Origin of the sequence: Varibaculum vaginae (assembly GCF_900604285.1) — a bacterium.
GTDB classification, from domain to species: domain Bacteria; phylum Actinomycetota; class Actinomycetes; order Actinomycetales; family Actinomycetaceae; genus Varibaculum; species Varibaculum vaginae.
The window spans coordinates 126956-151310 of sequence record NZ_UWNY01000001.1; the positions used below are offsets into that span (position 1 = coordinate 126956).

General features: G+C 51.8%; 19 protein-coding genes and 3 tRNA genes. 7 read left to right on the forward strand and 15 right to left on the reverse strand.

What is annotated here, in order from left to right; all coding sequences use genetic code 11:
• Positions 1-9 precede the first annotated feature (9 nt).
• Together EFB02_RS00500 and EFB02_RS00505 are read right to left on the reverse strand one after the other, a co-directional pair.
• Positions 10-198, reverse strand: coding sequence for a hypothetical protein (locus EFB02_RS00500; protein WP_122819409.1), 189 nt, complete (start codon positions 196-198; stop codon positions 10-12).
• On the reverse strand, positions 186-938 hold the full coding sequence (locus EFB02_RS00505) for a class E sortase (protein WP_122820586.1): 753 nt from the start codon (positions 936-938) through the stop codon (positions 186-188). Before EFB02_RS00505 ends, EFB02_RS00500 begins: the two co-directional genes overlap by 13 nt.
• Before the next feature lie 152 nt (positions 939-1090).
• Between EFB02_RS00505 and EFB02_RS00510 the strand changes: the two genes are divergently transcribed.
• From EFB02_RS00510 to EFB02_RS00520, 3 genes are all read left to right on the forward strand, one after another.
• Complete coding sequence (locus EFB02_RS00510) at positions 1091-1360, forward strand: cell division protein CrgA (protein WP_122819410.1); 270 nt, start codon at positions 1091-1093, stop codon at positions 1358-1360.
• A 196-nt stretch (positions 1361-1556) separates the two neighbouring features.
• Entirely contained in the window at positions 1557-2549 is a 993-nt protein-coding gene (gene iolG, locus EFB02_RS00515; RefSeq protein ID WP_122819412.1) for an inositol 2-dehydrogenase, read from the forward strand.
• A 145-nt stretch (positions 2550-2694) separates the two neighbouring features.
• Positions 2695-3558 carry a sugar phosphate isomerase/epimerase family protein gene (locus EFB02_RS00520; RefSeq protein ID WP_122820587.1) on the forward strand — a complete coding sequence of 288 codons (864 nt, stop codon included), beginning with the start codon at positions 2695-2697 and terminating at the stop codon, positions 3556-3558.
• Positions 3559-3804: 246 nt separating this feature from the next.
• Here the strand turns inward: EFB02_RS00520 and rpmG are convergent, their stop codons facing one another.
• From rpmG to EFB02_RS00545, 5 genes are all read right to left on the reverse strand, one after another.
• On the reverse strand, positions 3805-3975 hold the full coding sequence (rpmG, locus tag EFB02_RS00525; RefSeq protein WP_122819413.1) for a 50S ribosomal protein L33: 171 nt from the start codon (positions 3973-3975) through the stop codon (positions 3805-3807).
• A 68-nt stretch (positions 3976-4043) separates the two neighbouring features.
• Positions 4044-4117, reverse strand: a tRNA-Met gene (locus EFB02_RS00530).
• 25 nt (positions 4118-4142) lie between these two features.
• Positions 4143-4218, reverse strand: a tRNA-Thr gene (locus EFB02_RS00535).
• A 93-nt stretch (positions 4219-4311) separates the two neighbouring features.
• Positions 4312-4393: transfer RNA gene (locus EFB02_RS00540), tRNA-Tyr, on the reverse strand.
• A 111-nt stretch (positions 4394-4504) separates the two neighbouring features.
• Positions 4505-6781: a hypothetical protein gene (locus tag EFB02_RS00545; RefSeq protein WP_122819415.1), complete on the reverse strand. Its 2277-nt coding sequence runs from the start codon at positions 6779-6781 to the stop codon at positions 4505-4507.
• A gap of 203 nt (positions 6782-6984) precedes the next feature.
• Here EFB02_RS00545 and EFB02_RS00550 point away from each other — a divergent pair, with 203 nt between their 5' ends.
• Genes EFB02_RS00550 through EFB02_RS00560 form a run of 3 tightly spaced genes read left to right on the forward strand, consistent with a single transcriptional unit; the run spans position 6985 to position 9728 of the window.
• Positions 6985-7905, forward strand: coding sequence for an ABC transporter substrate-binding protein (locus tag EFB02_RS00550; RefSeq protein ID WP_122819417.1), 921 nt, complete (start codon positions 6985-6987; stop codon positions 7903-7905).
• Positions 7906-7929: 24 nt separating this feature from the next.
• A complete protein-coding gene (locus tag EFB02_RS00555) occupies positions 7930-8886 on the forward strand; it encodes an amino acid ABC transporter permease (protein ID WP_122819419.1) in 957 nt (318 codons plus the stop codon).
• The gene (locus EFB02_RS00560) at positions 8883-9728 is read left to right on the forward strand and encodes an amino acid ABC transporter ATP-binding protein (protein ID WP_122819420.1); all 846 of its coding nucleotides are present in this window, start codon (positions 8883-8885) and stop codon (positions 9726-9728) included. Before EFB02_RS00555 ends, EFB02_RS00560 begins: the two co-directional genes overlap by 4 nt.
• 326 nt (positions 9729-10054) lie before the next feature.
• Here the strand turns inward: EFB02_RS00560 and EFB02_RS00565 are convergent, their stop codons facing one another.
• The 4 genes from EFB02_RS00565 to rplJ form a co-directional block, all read right to left on the reverse strand.
• Complete coding sequence (locus EFB02_RS00565) at positions 10055-11950, reverse strand: ABC transporter ATP-binding protein (RefSeq protein ID WP_200831515.1); 1896 nt, start codon at positions 11948-11950, stop codon at positions 10055-10057.
• The gene (locus EFB02_RS00570; protein ID WP_122819423.1) at positions 11947-13728 is read right to left on the reverse strand and encodes an ABC transporter ATP-binding protein; all 1782 of its coding nucleotides are present in this window, start codon (positions 13726-13728) and stop codon (positions 11947-11949) included. The genes EFB02_RS00565 and EFB02_RS00570 overlap by 4 nt, the downstream gene beginning before the upstream one ends.
• A gap of 307 nt (positions 13729-14035) precedes the next feature.
• Positions 14036-14425, reverse strand: a complete 390-nt coding sequence (gene rplL, locus EFB02_RS00575; RefSeq protein ID WP_122819425.1) for a 50S ribosomal protein L7/L12 — start codon at positions 14423-14425, stop codon at positions 14036-14038.
• A 66-nt stretch (positions 14426-14491) separates the two neighbouring features.
• Complete coding sequence (gene rplJ / locus EFB02_RS00580) at positions 14492-15013, reverse strand: 50S ribosomal protein L10 (RefSeq protein ID WP_122819427.1); 522 nt, start codon at positions 15011-15013, stop codon at positions 14492-14494.
• A gap of 919 nt (positions 15014-15932) precedes the next feature.
• On the opposite strand from rplJ, the gene EFB02_RS00590 reads away from it, so the two are divergent.
• Positions 15933-17444, forward strand: a complete 1512-nt coding sequence (locus tag EFB02_RS00590; protein WP_122819431.1) for a cation:dicarboxylate symporter family transporter — start codon at positions 15933-15935, stop codon at positions 17442-17444.
• 242 nt (positions 17445-17686) lie between these two features.
• Here EFB02_RS00590 and EFB02_RS00595 read toward each other — a convergent pair whose 3' ends face one another.
• The 4 genes from EFB02_RS00595 to EFB02_RS00610 all read right to left on the reverse strand — a co-directional run bounded on the left by EFB02_RS00595 (position 17687) and on the right by EFB02_RS00610 (position 23915).
• Positions 17687-18298, reverse strand: coding sequence for a hypothetical protein (locus EFB02_RS00595; RefSeq protein WP_122819434.1), 612 nt, complete (start codon positions 18296-18298; stop codon positions 17687-17689).
• A 90-nt stretch (positions 18299-18388) separates the two neighbouring features.
• Complete coding sequence (locus EFB02_RS00600) at positions 18389-19540, reverse strand: alpha/beta hydrolase (RefSeq protein ID WP_160115339.1); 1152 nt, start codon at positions 19538-19540, stop codon at positions 18389-18391.
• Between the two features lie 10 nt (positions 19541-19550).
• Positions 19551-20798: a hypothetical protein gene (locus EFB02_RS00605; RefSeq protein ID WP_122819438.1), complete on the reverse strand. Its 1248-nt coding sequence runs from the start codon at positions 20796-20798 to the stop codon at positions 19551-19553.
• A 102-nt stretch (positions 20799-20900) separates the two neighbouring features.
• On the reverse strand, positions 20901-23915 hold the full coding sequence (locus tag EFB02_RS00610) for an FAD-binding and (Fe-S)-binding domain-containing protein (protein ID WP_122819440.1): 3015 nt from the start codon (positions 23913-23915) through the stop codon (positions 20901-20903).
• Between the last annotated feature and the right edge of the window lie 440 nt (positions 23916-24355).

The following is a 24355-nucleotide window of genomic DNA, read 5'->3' on the forward strand; positions in this document are numbered from 1 at the left end:
GAACAACACTTAGAGGGCTCCGTCCTGGCTAAATCCCAGAGAGCTATCTACGGTGGTTCCGGTTAAATCTAGGGTCTGAGAGACCCAGGGGAATAACCACCAGAAACAAGCCATAATGACCAGGGCAACCATCAATACCACCTGCAGAAATTTCAGCCATTTGGGACCGGGAAGTAAATCCCAGATTAACCCGCACATGCGTTACCTCCTTCTGCTAATTCCTGGGGAATACCGCTTTTTCGAGGCACCCAATGGTCGAAGTTAAGATGCACAATATAGCGCTCCCAGTTCCCATATTCAGGGTTACAGGTGGTCATAGTCATTAGTCGTTCGGTGGGCTGCTCTCCCGGTTTTTCTGGTACCGGTAGAATGACGTTCGATTGGGTGGGTGACACAATCTTGTGGTTTCTAACCTTGTAGATTAACCACTCATTGTCGGTTTCCATTACTACGGTGTCCCCGGGTTTCAATACGTCGATTCGCCGGAAGTTAGATCCAAACGATCTGCGGTGAGCAGCCACTGAGAAATTCCCAATTTGTCCTGGTAGTGCCGTTGTCTCGTAGTGTCCCGCAGCCCCGGTATTCAAAATTAGCTGAGTCGTCCCTTCCTTAACTGGGATCACCATATAGTTCCACTTCGGGACGTGCAGCGCCCCTAGAGTCTCATTTTCTTGTTTAATCCCAATACTGGGAGGAGCGCTTTTGCGCTCATCTTTGGAAATACGATTTGGGCAGCTCTTGGTGTTTTTCTGAAATGAATCCAGTGCTTGATGGTTATAGCTGGCCACCTGCCAGTCAGTGACGAACACGTCCCAAAACGCAAATAATCCAAACAGTAGTCCGATAATAATTAAAAGTTCCCCGAAAGCTGCGATGGGGTCGAAGCGCTTACGGCGTTTTTCTTTTTCCAGCCGTGTTTGCTTGGTTTGTCTAATCATATTCTTCCGAGGTTTTCTATCCGGGTCACTGAGCATTTTTCCCTGCTATTATCCTAGACTGAATTTACCGGAAAACAGACGAAACTAGGTCTGCAGCACTATTCCCACTAGAATGGGTTTTGCTAATATAATCGCACTTTTTGGAGGTTCTCGTGCCGGAGTCTCGTAAGCGCAAGGGCGCTCAGCCTCACCGCTCCCAGCAACCCGAAGAGTTAAATAAATCTTGGGCTGCTGACATGAAGCCCTCTCCTCGCTGGTGGGCACCCCTTTCAGTTACGCTAATGCTGATTGGATTGGTGTTAGTAGTGATCTACTATATTTCTTCTGGCGCCTACCCTATCCCTAGTGCCGGCAACTGGAACTTGGGTTTGGGGTTGGGTGTGGCCTTCGGGGGCTTCTTGATGCTGCTGCGTTGGAAGTGACGTCTACGGCCATTTCCAGCGCTTTCTTACTTTGAAGAGAACGCACTTTCTCTTTGTATCGAGAGTAATAGTAACCGGCGTTACCGAAACATTTCGGGTTAAGTGTTTACATTCCTGACTCGTTCCTCTATTGTTATTAATGTAAGGACAAAGGAATGGGAGCCTATTACTCCCCTACAGAGAACAGAGTTGTTTTATGTTGAGATTTGGATTATTGGGTGCCGGACGGATTGGCCATGTTCATGCTAAAACCCTAGCGGCTAACCCAGATGCTTCTCTAGAAGTAGTTTTTGATATTCGTCAAGATGCTGCCGACGCCTTGGCTAAACAATACGGCGGTCGCGGAGTCACCGATGAAAAAGAAATCTGGGATAACCCCGATATCGATGCGGTAATCATTGGTTCTCCGACACCTTTGCACGTTCCGCACATCATCGCGGCCGCTAAATCCGGTAAAGCTGCACTTTGCGAAAAACCGGTAGCCATGGAAACTGCAAAAGTTGAAGAACTACGGGAAGCCCTTAAAGGGCTAGATCCCACGGTGATGCTGGGATTCAACCGTCGCTTTGATCCCTCATTTGCACGCGTAAAAGAACTAATGGATCAGGGAGAAATCGGCAAAGTTGAACAGGTAACCATCATTTCTCGTGACCCGGCTGCCCCGCCCGCCGACTACATTAAAGTTTCGGGTGGAATCTTCAAAGATATGACCATCCACGATTTCGATATGGCACGCTTCCTGTTGGGCGATATTGACACCGTAACCACTATTCCTCAAAACCTGGATCCGGAAATTGCCGCTTGCAACGACTTTGACGCTGCGGTGATTGTACTAACTGCTAAGTCGGGTGCAGTAGCCACCATTATTAACAACCGCCACTGCGCAACCGGTTATGACCAGCGCCTGGAAGTTACCGGACACGAGGGGCAACTTAATGCCGATAATATGCGTCCCACCACGGTGGCGCTGTCCAAAGATAGCTATTCGCTTTCCCGCGAGCCCTATCTGGACTTCTTCCTAACTCGCTACGCGGATGCCTACGCAGCTGAACTTAACCAGTTCATCGCGATCGTTAAAGAGGGCGGCAAACCCACTCCTTCTATCGAAGACGGAGCGCAGGCATTACTGCTGGCAGAAGCGGCTGAAAAGTCCGCCCGCGAGCAGCGTCCGGTTAAAGTTGGCGAATAGATTTCGAGCACCGATCTCGGCTTCGCTTTTAAACGAGGCAAGACATTAAGGTCCGCTAGGACACAAATATTAACCAATACAAAAAATAAAAAATATCAGGTCGCGTAAAAGACGTTTCACCTGGAAACCAATAATGGAGGAAAATATGAAGATTGCGGGAGCTCCGATTTCTTGGGGCGTATGCGAGGTACCAGGTTGGGGATACCAGATGACCCCACAGCGGGTCCTGACCGAGATGAAGGAAATCGGCTTAACTGCCACCGAATTCGGCCCTCAGGGTTGGCTGCCAATTGAGGCTGCCGCGCGTGCGGAAGAAGTTGGGAAATATGACCTGAAACCGGTCGGAGCTTTCTTCCTGGCAATCATGCACGATCCCCAGGTTGATCCGATTCCAGCAGTAAAGAAAGAACTGGAAGCATTCCGAGTAGCTGGCGGCGAGTACCTAATTCTAGCCGCTGATTCTGGCCGTGATGGCTATGATGATCGCCCAGTGCTAGACGACGAGGGTTGGAAGACTCTGTTCGGTAACTTGGATCGGATCAGCGACGTCTGCGCCGAGGCAGGAGTGAAAGCCTGCGTTCACCCGCACTGGGGAACCATGATTCAAAATGACTGCGAGATTCGCAAGATGCTGGATGAATCCAAGGTGGCGCTCTGCCTGGACACCGGACACATGGTCTGTGGTGGCTGCGATCCGGAAGCAATTGTTAAGGAATACCCCGGTCGCACCGTGATTGTTCACGCCAAGGATGTACATAGGGAAATGACCGACAAGCTGCTTCCGGGTGAAATTACCTGGTCGCAGGGAGTTAAGGCCGGCATGTTTGCTCCTATCGGCGAAGGCGATATTGATTTCGGCACCATTGTGGCAGAACTCGATAAAGCTGGCTTCGACGGATACTACGTACTGGAGCAAGACATCATGATTGACGAGGAGCCCCCGGCTGGTGGCGGTCCGAAAGTTAATGCAGAAAAGTCCCTGAAGGCGCTGCAAAAACTCGCTGGCTAAATAAAATGCTACTAACTAGTTAGTGAAAAATAAATAAAAGGTTGGGGGTTGCAACTTACGTTGCAACCCCCAACCTTTTGTTATTTCTTAGCCTTAACTATTAGCGTTTAGGCTTATGTCTTCTTTTTTAAAGTTTTAGAGAGCGGTACCTAGTCGCAAAGAAATCAGGTATTCCAGCTTATAAAACTCGGCTGTCTCTGGCAGCATCCCAACCGAAAGCTACCGCCCGCTACCGTAATTCGAACCTTAGCGAGTTTCTTTATGCAGCGTAGACTTGCGGCAGCGCGGGCAGTACTTGTTCAGTTCCAAGCGATCCGGGTTATTCCGACGATTCTTCTTGGTGATGTAGTTACGCTCTTTACACTCGCTGCACGCCAAGGTGATCTTAGGGCGAACATCGGACGACTTGCTGGCCATTCTTATTTACCTCTATGTCTCGGGCCGCCCGATCAGCGGCATTTCCTATTTCAATCTAAATTGAAAAGTAGCGAGGGCGGGGTTCGAACCCGCGACCTCACGATTATGAGTCGTGCGCTCTCACCAACTGAGCTACCCCGCCGCTTGAGGATCTGTTAGACAAATCCTGGAGCCCCGACAGGGATTTGAACCCTGGACCTTCTCCTTACCATGGAGACGCTCTGCCTACTGAGCTATCGGGGCAACAGCAAACAAACCCACTGGCTAAACGGTTCTTATTCCGTTCTGCCTGTTAGCAGTTTGCCGTGTGTTACCAAGTCCGAAGACTTAGCACCGTGGCGGGTGAGGGATTCGAACCCCCGAAGGCTACGCCGGCTGATTTACAGTCAGATCCCTTTGGCCGCTTGGGTAACCCGCCTTGTACACTCAGGCACCCCAAAAGACTATCAAACCGTGTTGAACATACAAAAACCCTAGCAAGGAAAGTTACCCACTTCACCGAATTTTTCGATTCTTACTCTTTATGTACCTAGTGACTGGGGACTGAATCGGGCTTTACTTCCTCAGCACTTAGAATCAGCATCGCGTTAATTGACGGTAGGGTAAATAATCCGGCACAAACTAAAATCAAAGCACCAGAGTCATTTGTTAACGCTGCAAGCAGGGAAGTTAATATTACCCCTTGCGCAAATCGGTATGCGCCCGGAACTGGTTTTAGGGAACGAGAAATAGAAATAGCTAGGATTCTACGCTTCGCAGGAGCATACCCGGTTAGGCCACGGAAAGCCTTCAAGAGGATGACCGTGAATACCAGGATTATTACCACCGCGAATCCTACCGGTCCTCCAAAAGTGTTAATCATTGCCTGAGCCTTGCGGGCAACAATAATTCCCCCGCCCCCGCTGGATACTTCAGAGATAAAACGCCCAAAATGTGTCCGAGAAGTGGGAATAGCTAATTTGTCCACCAGCACGAATACGCTTGAAGATAGCAGTGCCGCCACAATCAGCATAGTCACTTTCCCTGCTCCCACTTTTTTATCAAGAGCCCAATTTAAGGTGATACCCACTCCCAGAATCATGGCTAGTGGCCCCCCGACATCCGCCCCCAGCCAAGGGAAACCATCTAGAATTACCGCCACCGCAAGTAGACTAAATCCATATATAAAGTAGCGACGACGACGCGTAGGGAACCTCGCTGTTAACGGCACGAAGCCCAAACACTCTAAAGCCAGAACGGCAGAGAACAAGAACGAATATTTATTGTTGTTGAGCCCGTAAAAACGGGTAGCAGCCGTAGCAGCAGAGGAAAACATCGCGGAGATTTGATCTGGAGATCCACTAAGTAGACTCACTAAAATCCATGCCAGCACCAAAACGGCAGCGACTATTATCGGCGCCGAGTGACGCAGATACTCCCACTTCCGGGCGATAAGCTCACCGCCAGCCAAGCAGAGAGCGGAAAATACTCCCGCAATTAACAGTACTAACACCAGGAATTGAGCAGTGAGGATGGGGGCAGACATTTTCAGAGCATTAGGGGTAAAGTTACCGTCGGCACCACCCCATACTTTCGCCGGCACATATGCCGCCAAGGTGCTTGCCGGCCCCAGCAGAGCGGCAGTTAAACAGATTCCGGCAAAAAATTTGCGACAGCGGGAGGAAATGCGCAATTTTTTGCGCCACAATAAAAAGAGTAAAAGCACAGTAGACAGCAGCAATATTATCCCGGTTAGGACAATAAAACGTGCCTGCACAATAGTCGCCTGGTCTGCGCGCAAAGCCTGATTACGGAGCCAATCAAGATTTCCTACCAGCCCGAAGTCCCGTTGAGACCGGAAGCTTCCTCCCACTAGGTAATCAGGGCCATTAGCTCCGCTGACATCTAGGATTTGTTTCGTGAAATCGACAGTGGCAAGCAGTCCAAGTTGTCGGGTAGAGGATGAACTCAATATCCCCGTTTTGCTGTCAGGGTTCCGTACAAAAGCCATCCCCAAGTGAGGTGTGGCAGAATGATCAGCCACATCCAAACCAAAGATCCGGTCATTCTTTCCTGCTCCGCGTAGGGCGGCGGTAAGCGCCTTTAATACCTGGTCACCACGGGGTTTACTCGCCCTATCTACACGGGGTAAGCCATCGGCGGGAGTAGCGTTTAGAGAAGTAGGGGAAACTTTAATCTCTGTATTGGAACTAACCGCACCCACATCTACGATCGTTACATCACTTTCTTGCAGCGCTGCTTTTACCTGAGAAGAAAGCCTGGAGGTTTCTGCCCGCGGGCTATACTTGGCGATCTTTCCAGCGCTATCCATAGCCGCAATGGCTGCTCCCTCACCGATAGCTCGCACCCTAGTGCCGTTTGCTGCCAAGCTCTGCCCTAAAGTTCCGGGAACGGCTTGTTCATTTTGTCGAGAGGCATCTTGCCTCCATGAGGCTATGTAGCTGGCAGGAACCTTGCCGCTAGAGAGCCCAGGAATATTCGGACAATGCCCACTGGCTCTCCCTTGGGTAGCGGTCACGCGCATGCCAGTTGAAAGAGTGAGATACCCATCCAGCGGGCAGGTGGTTTTTGCGGCGTTATGACGAGTCAGGTTAGCGAGACTGGCTGAACCGAGAGCCTCCATAAACTCTCTTCCACTCTTTTCTTGAAGATTGATATCCGACCAGGAAAGACCAGAGGTAACCAGTACCAGCACCCGGGGGCGCTCGCGCGCCTGAACTTGCAGAGGAAAAAGTAGCGCTATCACCAAGGCAAAAAGCAAAAGAGTAATAGCGCGCCGCGACCTGCGGGAGCAGCGTTTGTTCACCTCCCTAGCATATCGGTCTTTTGTTTCCCAAAGCGCTTACGCAGGTACTCGCCCTAAAAAACCTCAGTTTTCCCTAAATATAAATAGAATTTTATACCCAAGAATGAACCCAAAAGAGATAACCGCCACAAACACCCCGTTCGGGTTTGTATAATTATTCGTATCGTTGCATACTTTCTACATACCTACTGATTGGAGATATCATGAAACGCAAACTCGCGGCACTAGCCGCCATTTCCCTAACCTCCTTTGGCTTAGCTGCCTGCAGCTCCGGCAGCGGAAGTGCCGCCGATCCCGCAACTGATCCGGGAGAAAAAGGCTTCGATGTATCGACTATTAAAGCCGATCCCGCAGTCGCAAAACTGGTGCCGGCAGATATCAAAAAAGCCGGAGTCCTTAAAAATGGAGCTTCGGTAGACTATGCACCCGCCGAATACATGAAATCCGATAACAAGACCCCTACCGGTTATGACGTAGATATGGTCAAAGCGGTGGCTAAGGTTATGGGGCTAAAGGACGGCACCACCACTCACGGCGAGTTTGATTCTCTAATTCCGCAAATCGGAACTAAATACGACATCGGGGTTTCCGGTTTCAGCATTACCAAAGAGCGCGAAGCCGAAACCCAGATGGTTTCCTATGCGGAACTAGGATTCTCTTACGGAGTAGCCAAAGGCAACCCCAAGAAGTTCGATCCCAAGAATCCCTGTGGCAAGACCGTTGGAGTGCAAACCGGAACCGCCCAGCAGGACACCATTAAAGAACTTTCTAAACAGTGCGAGTCTGAGGGTAAGCCTGCCATCACCGTAAAAGAACACAAGATGCAGACCGAAATCGTCCCCAAGGTCACCGGCGGACAGTACGACGCTGTACTAGCCGACTCCCCAGTAGTTGGCTACGCGGTAAAGATGAGCGGCGGAGAACTGGAACTTATCGGTAATGCTTTCGAAACCGCCAAGCATGGGATTGTAGTCAATAAGGATAATGAACAGCTGGCAAAAGCGGTACAGGCGGCACTGCAGAAACTGATGGATGACGGAACTTTGAAGAAGATTTTCGCGCTTTACGGTTCAGATAACTTCATCCTAAATAAAGCCGAAATCAATCCCGAAGTTTCCGAGTAAAACCTCAGGACATAAGCTTTAACTATGAATAGCCAAAAAATTAAAGATGGCGCCGCACTGACCAGGCCGCGTCCGGTATTTTCGCCGGGACGTCTGGTCAGTGCGGTTATAGTGCTGATTCTAGCCGCGATGCTGGTACATGGTCTGGTAGCCAACGAAAAGTTTCGTTGGGATCAAGTAGCCATCTACCTCTTCCACCCCACGGTGCTACGCGGCATCATGTGGACGCTGATTCTAACGATAGTTTCCATGCTGATCGGGGTAATCCTGGCGGTAACCATGGCGATTATGCGCCAGTCCCCTAACCCGATCATGAAAGGGGTTTCCTGGACCTATATTTGGTTTTTCCGCGGAACCCCTATCTACACCCAGCTATTGTTTTGGGGAATGCTACCCACCCTTTATTCCACCCTCTCGCTAGGAGTTCCCTTTGGTCCAGAACTACTGACTTTTGACACCAACACGGTGATTAGTCCGGCGGTTGCCGCCATTTTAGGACTGGGCCTTAACGAAGGTGCCTACCTGGCAGAAATTGTGCGTTCTGGTCTTAACGCTGTGGATTCGGGACAAGAAGAAGCTGCGCGCGCCCTAGGGATGAGACGCAGCCAAATTTTGCGGCGGATTATTCTCCCCCAAGCCATGCGAGTAATTATTCCTCCCACCGGCAACGAAACTATTTCGATGCTGAAAACTACTTCTCTAGTTTTGGCAGTGCCATTTACTTTGGAGATTACATTCGCCACCCAAACTATCGGGCAACGCTTATTCCTGCCAATCCCATTATTACTGGTGGCAGCAATTTGGTATTTGTCGATTACTTCGATTTTGATGGTGATCCAAAGCCATATCGAAAGCTACTTCGGCCGCGGTTTCGACGAGCGCACCGGAAAGCAAAGGAAACCCACCGGTTCGCGTAAACAACGCGCGATGGCCGAATCTGGTACCACTAAAGACGATCCTTTCTTGGAGTACACCCCATGACCTCACAACCAGAAAATCAACCCTTAATGGTAGACTTACAGCACGTCCACAAGTTTTTTGGGGATCTCCACGTGCTGCGGGACGTAAGTTTACAAGTTGGCGCGGGGGAAGTATGCGTCCTCCTCGGCCCTTCTGGATCCGGGAAATCTACCCTACTGCGCTGTGTGAACGAGCTAGAACAGGTTTCCGGAGGGCGTGTTTACCTCAACGGGGAACTATTGGGGATGGAAGAGTGCGCGCCCTCGAAAAATCCACTACGTGCCTATTTGGATCGCCGCCGCGGTTCGCTCACCGAGCAGGGAACAGTGCTACGTCGCTTAACCGATCAGGAAATCGCGCGCCAGCGCTCTCAAGTAGGCATGGTGTTTCAGCGTTTCAACCTATTCCCCCACAAAACTGCACTGGAAAACGTGATGGAAGCACCTACCCAGGTGAAAGGAATTGGTAAAGACGAGGCACGAACTAAGGCTCTGGAGCTGCTAGAGCGGGTAGGGCTGGCGGAGCGTGCCGATCATTACCCGGCTCAGCTTTCAGGTGGACAGCAACAGCGGGTAGCTATTGCCCGCGCCCTCGCCATGGAGCCCGAGCTAATGCTCTTTGACGAGCCTACTTCTGCCCTCGATCCCGAGTTGGTAGGGGAAGTCCTATCGGTCATGCAAGACCTGGCACGCGGAGGGATGACCATGATCGTGGTAACCCACGAGATTGGTTTCGCCCGGGAGGTCGCCGACCATGTAGTGTTTATGGACGAAGGTAAAATCCTGGAGCAGGGCACCCCTGACCAGGTGATTAACCATCCACAAAACCCGCGCACCCAAGACTTCTTCTCTAAGGTGCTTTAGGGCGAGAAATCCCCTAGCTAGCGCGCTTTCTAGCTTAGAACTACTAGACTCACACATCTTCACTACCAGCATTTATATTCCATACTGATGAAATTGGCGCGATTTCACTGGTAGATTTGGCGTCATTTCGCTGATGGATTTGGCGAAATACGATTATTGAAGACCGGCACCCCTCAACGCGCAGCAACACAAAGACACAGACGAAAATAAGGGATGCAGGGGGGAGATTTTATCCGAACAGGCGCGGTGGGCATAAAGTCTGAAAAAATACGGCAGTATTTTCTCAGACTTTGGGCAGGAGGAAAAATCTCCCCCCTGCAATACACTTAGGCATCAATGTCACCTTTGGTGAACTGCGCGTTGTAGAGGCGGGCGTACGCGCCTTCCACGGCCAGTAACTCTTCGTGCGTCCCGTGCTCGACAATATCGCCATGTTCCATCACGAATATCACGTCACTGTCACGAATTGTCGACAGGCGATGGGCAATCACGAACGAGGTACGGCCCGCAGTAGCTTTGGCTACTGCTCGTTGAATCAGCTGCTCTGTGCGGGTATCGACCGAGGAAGTCGCCTCATCAAGAATCAAAAGCGGCTTATCGGCAACCATCGCGCGGGCAATAGTCACCAACTGGCGCTGCCCGCTTGAAAGGGCAGAATCCTCGCGGATCTCAGTATCGAGGCCGTGGGGCAGTTGCGCAACCAAATCACTTAGTCCGACTGCCTTAATCACCTGTTCAAGGCGTTCCTCGGATACTTCCTGCTGAGAATAAATAATGTTTTCCCGCAGGGTTCCTTGGAACATCCAGCTGTCCTGGAGCACCATCGCGAACTGTGAATCCACGTCCTCGCGCCGCATCACAGAAAGCGGGGTACCGTCCAGGAGAATCTCCCCGGAGTCCAGTTCGTAAAAGCGCATTAATAGGTTTACTAGGGTGGTTTTTCCGGCTCCAGTCGGACCTACGATGGCCACGTTTTGTCCCGGATGTACCCGGGCAGAAAATCCGTGAATAATTTCTTTGCCCGGTTGGTAGGAGAAGTGGATGTTCCGGAACTCCACCTCTCCCCGGGTTACCTCGCTGCTCAGCGCCGGTTTTTCTGATTCCTCGGGCAGTTCGTCCTCTTCTAGGATCTCAAAAACGCGCCCTCCAGCAGCTGCCGCAGATTGGAAGGAGGCCGCCGCGGAAGCTAGGTTCGATAAGGGCTGGGTGAAAACCCGGATATAGAGCATGAATGCGGCGATTACTCCGATGGTGAGGTTACCTTTCACCACCAGGACTGCACCTAGCACACATACCACTACGTAACCCAGATTTCCCACGAACCCCATTACCGGCATCATCAATTGGGAGAGGAAATCAGCGCGCCAAGTGGCACTATAAAGACGCTGGTTACGGCGATTAAACTCAGCAGTGGTGGCAGCTGCCGCATTGTAAATATTGATGATTCCCTGCCCGGATAACGATTCTTCGATATGCCCGTTTAGACTGCCCAGATAGGATTGCCGGCGAATAAAGAACCGCTGAGAGAACACCATAATCACCGCGTTGAGGACGAACCCCAGAAGCGTTACTCCCATACCGGCTAACGCCATCCGCCACTCGGTGTACAGCATCATAAACGCGGCACCTACCAGGGTTACTACTCCAGTAATGATGGTGGTGATTGCCGAATGCAGGGTTTGCACCAGGGTGTCGATATCGTTGGTTACCCGGCTCATGGTGTCGCCGTGACTGGTGTTGTCGAAGAAGGACAGCGGCAGGCGATCGATTTTTCGGTCAATAGCGGAGCGCATCCGTTGCCCGGTGCGTTGGGTAACCACCACCATGATCAGCGATTGCCCCAGGTTAAAGCAGAATCCCAGAACGAGGACGAGGGTTGCTATCCGCAACAAATGAAAGATCTTGTCCATATCGATACTGCTGCGCAGCCCGGAGGCGATCACATCGGTTATCAGCCCTAAAAACATCGGCATTATCGCAGTCAGCAGCGATCCAGCAACCGCCAAAATTACCGCGAACAGGATCGCTATCCGGTAGCGTCCCAGAAACTGGGCAAGGCCGCGGACCGATTGGGCGAACTTTCCCTTTTGGGCCTTCTCATAGACGTTTTCGCCGCGGCTTCCTCCCGGGCGCACCGGGGACATCTTTTTGACGACTGGTTCAAGACCGCGCCGCGCCGACTCGACTCGCTGCTCCCACCTGCTCTTTTCTGTCTCTGTCATGCCAACTCCTCCTCAGAGAGTTGGGACAGCGCAATTTCGCGATAGATCTTCGAGGACGCCATCAGGGATTCGTGCGTTCCTCGCTCCACAATCTTGCCGTGATCGATGACTAAAATCTGGTCGGCCTCTCTAACGGTCGCGATCCGCTGCGCCACAATAATCTGGGTTTTCCCGCGGGCTTTTTCTGCCAGTTCCCCGCGAATATCCCGGTCGGTGGCATAGTCGAGGGCGCTAAAAGTGTCATCGAAAATCAGGATTTGGGCATCTCTAGCCACTGTCCGGGCAATCGAAATCCGCTGTTTTTGTCCGCCGGAAAAATTACTGCCTCCTTGAGCTACTTCCGCTGCAAACTCGCCCTCTTTATCAGCGATAAAGTCGCAGGCAGCAGTATCTCCGGCCTTTACGACATTTGTGGGGGTTATGTCTTTCGGACCTTCTCCCAAGGCAATATTGGAAGCGATAGTACCGGTAAACAGGGTGATTTTTTGGGGTGAATATGCGATTTGGTTACGCAGGTCGTGCAAGCGCCATTCCCTCACGTCCTGGCCGTTAACCAAAACCTGGCCTTCGCGAGGATCGTAGACTCGGGCAATCAGGTTCACCAGTGAAGTTTTTCCGCTGCCGGTGGCTCCAATTAGGGCAACGGTCTGCCCGCGCGGAATTTTTAGATTTATCTGGTGGAGAGCGTCATTTTCAGCTCGGGGATAGCGGAATGAAACATCCCTAAACTCAATCGCCGGTTCCTGCAGATCTTGGCGGATTTCTTTTCCGAGGGAGGATGGGGGCTGGTCTGCAGAAACTACCGGATCGACCAGGGAGGGTTCACAATCAAGCACTTCCCTAATGCGGCGATTAGCCACAATCGCGCGGGGAGCAAATACGAACACCATGGCCATCATTAGGAAACCACTGATCGCTTGGGTAGCGTACCCGGAAAATACGATCATCTGTGAAAACAGGGTTACTTTCGCGGGAGCGGCGGCGGCATAAATCATGAAAGCACCCAGCACATAGATCGCCAGGATAAGCCCGGAAATCACCGTGTTCATCATGGGCATCATGAAGGAAAAAGTGCCGGAGACCATCAGGTGAGTGTGGGTTAGCTCAGTGTTGGTGGCTTCAAAACGCTGCTGGTGAAAATCCTGGGAACCGTAGGCGCGGATCACCCGCACCCCTTCCATATGCTCGCGGGATACCCGGTTTAAGTCATCAGTTATCCGCTGCATCCGCATCATCCGTGGCATCACGATCCGCCAAATAACGAAGATCATCACCAGTAAAATCAAAGCCGCAACCCCGGTAGCGGCAGTCCAAGTCAAGTTCTTACCTGCAATTTTGATAAGAGCCCAGACGGTGAGAATGGGGGCTTTTACTATCAGCTGACACCCCATCACCACAAACATTTGTACCTGGGTCACATCGTTAGTGGAACGAGTAATTAGCGAGGGTGCGCCGAAATATTCAAAGTCTGTTTCCGGGAGCGAAATCGCTTTAGTGAACACCGCTTGACGCAGGTTACGGGCGACAGTGGCACCAATCATGGCCATGCAATAGCCAGTAATTACGGCTACTGCCAGGGATCCAGCGGCGCAGCCCAACATTTTTGCACCTTCGGCGAGTACCCCGCCGACCGTAGCACCTGGCTTCACAATCATTTCGGTGATGGTTTGCATGTAGTCGATCAGGCGCAAATCCAAGAAGACCTGGCAAATGATGGTGATGATTGCCAGCGCGCTGAGCAGCCATTCTCTGTTACCTAGGTGCCGCAGTACGGTCATGGAATCCCCTCGGTTCTTGGATAAGTATTGGCGCCGCAACTGTTTGCATCCTAGCTTGCACAATCATGCTTGTCGGGTGATTTACCCGGATTTGCGCCCTCCGCGAAGATATCTACATCTCCCAGAGTTAAATAAAAGCAAAATTAACCAGCATTACCAGAAAAAATAATGAAATAAAGGCATGCGAGATGGGCATTAACCCGAATGTTACTTGGTCTAAGCATTCTAGACGGTCGGGCGAATGCAAAAGCTGTGCGGGGAAGATTTTCCCCGCACAGCTTTTTTAAAAGTAAAAGACTAACTAGCCTTACTTAAGGGTAACAGTGGCGCCCGCGCCTTCCAGATCAGCCTTGGCCTTTTCGGCGTCTTCCTTGGAAGCACCCTCCAGAACGGTGGTGGGAGCGGAGTCAACCTTTTCCTTGGCTTCTTTCAGGGCCAGTCCGGGCTGCAGCGCGCGCAGAGCCTTGATTACGGCGATCTTCTTGTCGCCAGCGGCTTCGAGCACTACGTCGAACTCGGTCTTTTCTTCGGCTGCATCTTCGCCACCGGCGGCACCGGGGGCAGCAACGGCGACAGCGGCAGGAGCCGCGGCCTCTACGTCGAAGACGTCCTCGAATTCTTTAACGAACTCGGACAGTTCCAACAGAGTCATTTCTTTGAAAGCATCAATTAGCTCTTCTTTGCTGAGCTTAGCCATATTGGCATTCCTTCCTATTTTTGCCCACGCGAGGCAGATTTTTTCTTGTCGATCTATGCGGCCTTACTAAGCCGCTTTTTCCTGCTTTTCGCGCAGGGCGTCCACGGTGCGAACCGCCTTGGAGGCGGGCGCCTTGAACATAAAGGCAGCCTGTACCAGTTTGCCTTGCATTGCACCAGCCAGTTTGGCCAGCGTAGTTTCGCGATTATCCAGTTCAGCGAGTTTCTTGACTTCATCTGCAGACAAGAACTTACCGTCGAGGACACCGCCTCTAATAACCAACTGCTCGTTTTCCTTGGCGAAGTCGCGCAGCACTTTAGCCGCATCCACGGCCTCTCCGGTTACGAACGCGATTGCGGTCGGACCGGTTAGCTCCTCGTCCAGGAAGTCAATTCCCTGGTTCTTGGCGGCAATCCTAGCCAGCGTGTTCTTCGTGACGGAATAAGTAGCCGTTCCTGCCAGGCTCTTGCGCAGCTCAGTCATCTGAGCCACGGTCAACCCGCGGTATTCGGTGAGCAGCAGGGCCGATGCCGAGCTGATTTTTTCTTCCAGCTGAGCGATCATGGCTTGCTTATCAGCTTTCGCCATTAGGCCCTCCTTCCATTTATCCGTGCCGGGGGCCAGAACAAGAAAACCCCGTGCAGATTGCACGGGGCGAAAATAAACCTATCGATCTTAGCTGCTGTCTTCCCCAGGGGAAGGACATCCTCTTTTGCGAGGACTCGCAACCATTTTCGATACGTTACGCATCGTTCAACCTACACAGGCTTCCGATCTGGAACTTAAACCCACTGGTGTGGGCACCGGCGATCTTGGGCAATAGCCAATTTAACAGCCCGTTTATCTACTGGTCAAAGCAGAAGGGCAGGATAGGCCTCTTTTGTGGGTTATTTAATAAAAGCGGGGTGCCGTTCGGGATCATCCCGAACGGCACCCCACCTATCATTTGTTAGCGCCTATTGACTAGCGATTCTCTATTTTTCAAATCGCTAGCGCCTAGTCTGCACTGTTCTCGGAATCTCTCCCCACTAGCACGTCCTCACAACGCTACCTACCGCCTAGACAATAGCGACGAGGACATAGACCAACACAAAAGCGGTCTGGGAAAAGTGCAAACCAGAAAACTGCAGAACACTCAGCTTGACTCGCAACTGTTGAGGGTTGAGTTCAGAGTTCATTTGAATATTTCCAGTATTGCACCCTCAGCACCACCCACCCCGGATTCCCGTCCGGCCACACCCCGATCACTACCACCCTCAGCTACATGCCAGAACGGTTACCTCACCCCCTTACCTAAGAACTGTGCCCTACATCACAACCAGCCTTCCACGGCCTAGGATAAAAGACCTATGGCTAAAATATGGGCTAAACCAAATTTTTTCTCTTGCATCAAGACTTTAGTGGTTGTAGCCTACTTTCACACTTCGCTGGGAAGATAAAATTTTATTTTCCCCCTAGTTATTTAGTCCCACGTTCTAGCAAAATGATCCAAAGCAGGAGTTCCGCTATGACTATACTCAAACGCAAAAAGAACAAAGATACAGAAGTTAGGGAATCTAGTCTCGAGGTTACTGAGTTAACTGCAAGCACACCTTACGTACCGGAAAGTAAAAAGCCCAAGAAAGATAACACTCACTGGCTCTATATCGCCGTCATCATCGCGGTAGTCGCCGGGATCATTTTCGGAATAGCCGCCCCCGATGTGGCCAAGGAATTCAAGGTCGTCGGAACCACCTTCGTCCGGCTCATCACCATGATGATCGTACCGGTCATTTTTTGTACGATCGTGCTCGGGATTGGCTCGGTTCGCGCCGCTGCCTCGGTAGGTAAAGCCGGCGGAATCGCCCTCGCCTACTTCATGACAATGTCAACTTTTGCTTTAGGTATCGGTTTGGTCGTGGGAAATCTAATCCAGCCTGGCAGCGACCTAAACATTGAGGCTACCAAGGGGGCAGCCGCCCAGTTTACTTCCGGTAACAAGCAGGAAGCAGACGGTATCGTTGGCTTTATCCAATCCATTATCCCCGACACTTTTTTCTCCTCCCTAACCTCCGGCTCGGTGCTCCAAACCCTGTTTATCGCCCTATTGGTAGGATTCGCGGTACAAAGCCTCGGTAAAACCGGGGATGGGATCCTGCGTGCTGTCGCTGCCATCCAAAAACTGGTGTTCAAGGTACTCTACATGGTTCTTTGGCTGGCTCCCATCGGCGCATTTGGCGCCATGGCGGGAGTGGTTGGCTCAACCGGCGCCAAAGCTGTGGGGCAAATGTTGCTTTTGATGGTAGCTTTCTATATCACCTGTATATTGTTCATCTGCGTGGTACTCGGTTCCATATTGGCAATATTTACTCGCTTCAACATCTTCAAACTTATGAAGTACCTCGCGAAAGAATACCTACTGATAGTAGCTACTTCTTCTTCGGAATCGGCTTTACCAAACCTAATGCGCAAAATGGAGCACTTGGGGATTCACAAGATCACGGTAGGGATCGTGGTTCCTACCGGCTACTCCTTCAACCTAGACGGAACCGCGATCTATCTGACCATGTCAGCTATCTTTATCTCCGATGCCATGAACAAGCCCATGGGATTGGGCGAGCAAATCGGTTTGCTGATCTTCATGATGATTGCTTCAAAGGGCGCCGCCGGCGTTTCTGGAGCAGGGATCGCTACTTTAGCTGCCGGCTTACAGTCACACCGTCCGGAATTACTAGACGGAGTAGGAGTGATTGTCGGCATCGACCGCTTCATGTCAGAGGCCCGAGCTCTAACTAACTTCACCGGGAACGCAGGTGCCACCCTGCTGGTTGGCACCTGGACACATACTATTGATCGTCAGCGCGTTTACGATGTGCTAAACGGGAAACTGCCCTACAACCCCCAGGAGGATGACGTTGATATCGACCTCCGTAACCCCTCGGTAGAGGTCAGGGATCAGTTCCCGCATACCCCGCAACCCGATGTGGAGGCAATCGAGAATCTGACCCGAGAAGAACACGCTACAGCCAGTAAAGAATAATAAAAGTCAAGAATCAGGGTTCACCGCCACTGCTGCAGCAGAAGTTTCCCCGGCTGCAAGTCATCTTTTAAGCGGTGAGATCCCCTATAGCTCTCAGCTAGGCACTTAAGAGTAAACTCTTTTAAGTTTCAGCTTAGGTGCCTAGCTGAGAGTTTATTATTTAGAAAAATACGCAATTATGGATATAAACCCTGGTAAAACCGAAGATATCAACCGCGTTACTGCCCGAAATCCTAGATCAGCTAGTCTTCTGAATCCGGGATAGCTTCAGTAACAGCACTCAATATTCCCGTAATAATTGCTATCCATATTGCTTGCTTGGTGTGCGCATAACGGCGACCTGCCTGGCGTCTTTTCTCTCCCCTAGAAAAGATCAGCTTTCCCACGAGGGACATTAGTGAAAGCATGAAGGAAACAAAAGTAAAGGCGACTGGTGCCGAGATGGTGTTGCCCCTATCTTCCTCTTCGATTTCAGTAATATTTTCCGAGTTGCAACCTCCACAGAGATTTTCCTCCTCTGAAAACTCCCCCTGCTGACTATTTTCAGATTTGCCTGCTGCGGTATCCTGATGACACTCGCAAGCACCCCGGCGCCCCGCGCAACCCTCACTATCTGTATCCTGAAAATTGCTTTGTAAATAGGGAATAACGTCCGTAATCAATCCCCAAGTTACTTCTCCGGCAAACAACAGTACTTTTATGCCACTGCGCGATTTACGCGAGTGCAGGTAATCAGGCAACGCATACCAGGAAAACGTGCTCAAAGTATTAAACGTCCCGCTCCACAAAGCGCGTTTTACAGTTGATTGTTCCCGGTAACCCTGTTGTAATTTTGCAAGCACTGATTTGCTCACCGCAGCCCCTTTACATCCTTTTACCCGTACGTATGCTGATAATTTACCAAAATAGAATAATGATTAGAGGTGAGACCCACTAACTAAAAGCTAGGGACAGATGGCGCAGGCCGCAGTATCACCAATATCGGCAACCGAGCGAGCCTGCCCAGGCAACGCTTGGGCAAGCCAACGGTGAATGCCGAACCACACTTCTTGGCGCACATCCGGGAAAGACAAGAATAGGTCATGTTTTCCTGGATAACGTTCCATAGTTACCCGCCGGGAAAGCCGCCAAGCATTCGCACACATAGTTTGCACGTTCAGCACCGAATCAGTAAACATCATTTCCCGCTTGCGTTTCCCGGTGGATGAAGCGGTAGAAGTCAGAAAGTAGGTGGGAACCTGGGTGGGCTCCCCCGCCAAAAGATTCTTTTGCGCAATTGTTATCGCGCGTACCCAGCCAAAACGCACCAGCGCATCCGGGGAACCTTTCCACTGAGAAACCAGGGGCCAACCCTGCAATGAAGGATCTCGTACCCAGGGTTCCAGGCGTTTAGGCAAAGTGCCATCAATCGTGGGATCCCAACCCATCAGAGAATCCACATAAGCGGAATCCGCCGACTGCAACGGTATCTCTTTCTTAGCTGCGCGCCGTGAAAAAATTTCCGCGAGGGCGCGGACTCCAAAACGCTGAGAAGTCCCCCCCGCCATTTCAATCCAGGGAGAATCAAGCAGCAGTCCCCCCACCCGTTCTGGGTGACGATTAGCCCAATAGGCGGCAGTTAGCCCGCCGGTAGAATGCCCGGCCAATACCAGCGGCAAACCGGGATGTTCTGCACCAATAATCTCTAGAGCAGCAAAAATATCCAGGTCATAAGAAAGGAGATCATCAGTCCAGCCAAGAGTCTGCCATTTTCGCAGCGAACGCCCGTATTTACAGAGGTCAATTGCATAAAAGGCACCACCGGCTAGGGAAATATGACGCGCCAGTTCCCGTTGGAAGAAATAATCATTCCATCCATGAATGAACAGGCAGGTGAAAGTAGTTTCATCGGGGGTGCCAGAAATTGCCCAAGGATCTTCAGAAGGCAGGTGTCGTATCAAAGTGGCGCACAGTTCTCCCTCTTCATCGCGTGGTAACTCCACGGTGCGCGTCTGAAATCCTTTGCCAAGAATATCCGGTACCCACCGCCCTACCGGCGCTGGTGTGGCTGGTGGCTGCGTTGGCAAAGAGGCAGCCGACGATCTTCCTTTCCCCATTTTCTTTCCTCTATTGACCGTGTTTTCCCTGGCGCATCCCGTTATTGCGTTCAATTTCGGCATTTACTTCCGCAATAGCTTCTGCTAAAGTCGGCCCCTCCAGATTCCCAATCCGGAAGGCTTCCCAACCATCAACCTGGCTATTGCCCCCCACCTGTTCGAATGCAACTTGCACCTGATCGGTGAACTGCCCGTCACCGGGGTCAATCACGCCCTCCTGTTTGAGCAGCGCTTCGCAGATTCGCCCCCGCTCGTCTGACCACAGCAGCACTGCGTCTTGCCCGACCAGGGTAGAAATAGATCGCAGCCCCTCGGGATTTTTTTGCAGCAGTTGCGGGATAGCTACTGACTCCGAATCCTCAGCCGTAGCAGCGCCTTTACCGGGGGCTTCTTCGCTTTCAGCTTCACCCTCGCTCAAAGCGGCTTCCCCTTCTGATATCGCTTCGCCCTCGAGGCTTTCTCCCTGATTTTCATTATCCTCTTCCCCTGTCGGGAGCGGGGATTCTTCCTCTTGAGCTGCCGCTACTGCCTCGCTTTCTGCGGATGACCCCTCTGGATACTCGGGCGGAGTGGGAGGAGTGGGAGGAACCAGCGCAATCTCAGGTTCTTCCGAGGAGGAAACTTCCTCGTCAACATGCCAAGAAATCTGGGGAGTCGGGGCGCGATGCCCCCCAATCTGCGGACGCACACAGCTCATCGAGGTGGAGCTGAGCTGGGCAACCTCCAGGAAGCGGCGCCCATTAGACATCTGGCGTGAAGAAACTTGGTGAATCTCCAGGCCAGAAGCAAACAACACTCCCAGAGCGGAATAGCAGGACTGATCAATTTCCCCCACTACCAGAATTAACCGGGGACCAGGTTGAGTGGTAGGCGGCATCGCCTCTCGGAACTCTGCCCAACCAGTTTGGAAAGCTTGTACTCCGCCCGGGTATTGCGCGGCTAAATCCATCCATCCTTGCCCAGAGACTTGCCCCAAGCGAGACATCGCGGCCACTAGGCTGACCGGATCCAGACGGGAAAGAACCTCCACCGAAACCACCTGGCCAGAAGCATCTAACGCAGTCAAAGAGTGCGGACCGGCAGTGGTTTCTTCCTGCTCAACAGTGCCTGCCCAAGCAACGGGGAAGAGAGGCCGGTCAATAACCTCTAGCACCTGTGAGCGAATTGACTCCAGCACATCTGTTTCCAGGCCATGCCCCACCGGGGTCCCAAATTGTGCCGGTATGAGACGACCAGATTCCAGTTCAAAAAGTGCCATCGATTCACCGTTCCCTGTTTTTTAAAGATTCTTCTCCTATTGTGTCACGGATAACCCCAAAGACACCGGTTTTAGTGCCAGTGGCGATTTAAAGAATTATTTTTATGCAGGTATATCTGCCCCAGCCAGCAATTCCGCTAAATGCACGCCTTGGCGTCCCGCCAAAGTTTCTGCCTGAGTGCGGCAAGAAAACCCATCCGCCAGGAAAATTGCCTCGGGATTATCTTTTAAAGCAGGGAGGAGGGCGCGTTCTGCTACCGCCAGCGACATTTGACGGTGGGCTGCCTCCATTCCAAAATTGCCAGCCATCCCACAGCACCCCTGCAGTTCCACCAGCTTAGCTCCAGTTTTTTCTAGTAGGGCACGATCCGCTTCCCATCCCATCACCGAATAATGGTGACAGTGAGGCTGCGCCACTACACTCACACCACTTAAATCAGGAAGTGGCAGGTCTGAGCAATTAGCGTTAATGAACTCCGCAAGCGTAAAAGTAGATTCGCTAACCATCAGAGCACGCGGATCTGATGGGAATAGTTCTAACAGATCATCGCGAAGTACCGCGGTACAAGAGGGTTCAATCCCCACTATCGGAATTCCGTTAGCAGCCGGGGGTGCCAGGCGCGCAAGCAATTTCTCTAGATGCTGACGTGCCCCTTTTAGCTGCCCGGTAGTTATCCAAGTCAACCCACAACAAGTATCTGGGGGCGCTAAAAACACCTGCCATCCTGCATCAGCGAGCAATTTAATTGCGGCTTTCACTCCCCGTTGGTCTAATCCTCGGGAAAAAGAATCGGCCCAGATAACCACGGATTTCAACGCAGCATGTGCCACTTGACTGCTTTGCTTTTCCCTTTTACCGACAGCTTCTTTAGTAGACATCAATCCCGGCTTTACGCAATAACCTTGCCCCCAGGAGAGAATCTCTGATTCTTTTGGCCACAACAGACGGTTCGGATATTGCTTCTCTAAAGAGCGGGTGGCGAAACGAGGAAGCGTACGAGCAGTATCCAAATGGAGCAGTTTAAGCATCGCCTGGGTGAGCGGACGGATCTGAGTAGCCAGATTCGCCAACTGCGCGGATCCCGGTAGCTTCGCCATTACCCGCAACCAACGCGGTAACCAGCCAAGTGCATAATGCGACAGAGGACGAAGTCGACCCCGATAGCGTCGAAACAAAGTTTCACTTCGCCACTTCGCCATATCCACCCCGGCAGGACAGTCAGCAGAACAGGCCTTACATGCCAGACATAAATCCAGCACCCGCCATATCTCAGGGTCAGATAAATCACGAATCAAACCGCCATTGGTGGCTTCCTGCAGGATACGCGCCCTTCCGCGAGTAGCGTCCTGTTCACGTCCAGTTGCTAGGAATGACGGACACATAAATCCGCCGGCAGAACTGTTATCGGCGCGACATTTGCCGACCCCGGTGCAACGATGAAACGCGTCGGTTAGGCTGCCCGTGTCCTCGGAAAAAGCAAAACCGTTCGGTTGCGCATTAAGGGTACAGACCTGAGCGCGACGCACATTTTCTTCCACCCTATCGGGGCCTGCCGGGCCAGTCAGCACCCCGGGATTCATCAAATTGTCAGGATCAAATAACGCTTTTACCTGTGCAAATAAATCCACAGCTTCCGCGGAATACATTTTGGGCAGCAGCTCAGATCGGGCACGCCCATCCCCGTGCTCCCCGGAAATCGAACCGCCATAATTTCCAACTAGCTGGGCAGCGGCGAATAGGAAGTCCCGCGATTTCCCTAGTCCCGCTGCGCTTCCTAGCGGCATATTTAGCCGCACATGCACGCATCCGTCCCCGAAATGTCCGTACAACAACCCATCCAAACCAAATTGTTCGAGGAGTTTTTGGAAATCCCGCAGATAGGCCGCCAAATTTTCGGGTGGCACTGCCGCGTCCTCCCAACCTGGCCAGGCTTGATCCCCTTGGGGGGTACGTCCCCCAAGTCCCGCACCATCGGCACGAATCCTCCAGATAGCGGCAGCATCATCACCAGGCGGATAAATCATGACTGCATCTCCACTAGCCCCCGAGGCTGCCGCTAACTCCCGTGCCCGTTGCAAGGTTGCTTCTTCGTCGAGCCCCTCTCCGCCAACCTCGCATAGAAGCCAACCACTACCTTGAGGTAAATCCGGTACTGCGCCCGGGCCTTTATGTTGGCGTACCACTTCCACCAGCCGGGCATCCATCCCTTCAACTGCCAGAGGTTTTAACGGAAGGATACGGGGAACGGCAGCAGCAGCGGCAATCATATCCGGGAAACCCAGCGCCACCAGAACTGGAGCTTCAGGAAGGGGAACCAGTCGGACGGTTACCTGGGTAATTACTCCCAAAGTACCTTCGGTGCCGGAAAAGAAAGGAGCCAGGGCGGAGCCATTTTCAGGTAGCAAATGTTCTAAGGAATAACCAGAAACTTGTCGTCCAAAGCGACCAAACTCGGTGCGGATAGTAGCTAGATTGGCAGCTACCAGGGATTTCAGCCCCGGTATTTGCTGGATTTGCTCAGCTGCCACAGACTCATCTTGTGTGATTTCTGCTGAGTCTTTCGGGGTCTGCCCGGCAATAATCTCGCGTCCTATCCCGTCGATTAACCGCAACTCTAAAACATTATCTGAAGTGCGCCCATAGGCGGTAGCGTGCGGACCGCAAGCATTATTGCCAACCATACCCCCGATGGTGCAGCGAGAAGAGGTGGAAGGATCTGGCCCGAAACGCAATCCATAGGGAGCCACCGCCTGTTGTAACTGGGCTTGTACCACCCCCGGTTCAACAATTGCATAGCGTTTTTCGGGATCAATTTTGATGATCTGATTAAGGTGACGAGAGTAATCGATTACCAGTCCGGGGCCAATAGAATTTCCCGCACACGAAGTACCCGCCCCGCGCGCTGTCACCGGCACCCGACATTCCCGGGCAGCCTGCAGCAATATCCGCAGATCATCCCGGTCTTTAGGGCAAGCAATAATCTTTGGAGGGATCCGGTAGTTCGAAGAATCGGTAGCATAGACGGCACGGTCGGCACGAGAATCTAGTAGTTCACCCCGAAATTTTTCGCGCAAGCGCGAGCGAAAGGTGCGGTAATCACCTGCCCCGATAGCCATAACTCGCCTTTCCTTATTTCTACGCTCAATCCTATCTGTTCCCTGCAGCCCCCATAAACCCCACCAGTATCAGAATTATTTATTTCTGACACTTTAAGGAACCGCTGCCGACAGATACGACATATACGCCAGTACAATAAATCTCTATTTGGCAGATTTCATAACCGCTGCATCAGCTAGGGAGAGAACAGATTTAAGTAAAAGAGCCGATTAACCGCTAACCAAGCTCCAAATTAACCCGAACCAACAGAAAAAATAACTAAACCAAGACATACATGACCGATTTATTTCGCATGCCTCTAACTGGTAGACACAATAAATGGGAGCCGGCAGGATATTCCTGCCGGCTCCCAGGGGTGTTATGAAAATAGACTAGGGTGCGACTGCTAAGCTCTCTTAGCCGCAAGGATAAGAGGGGCATCACCACCATTTCAGGATAA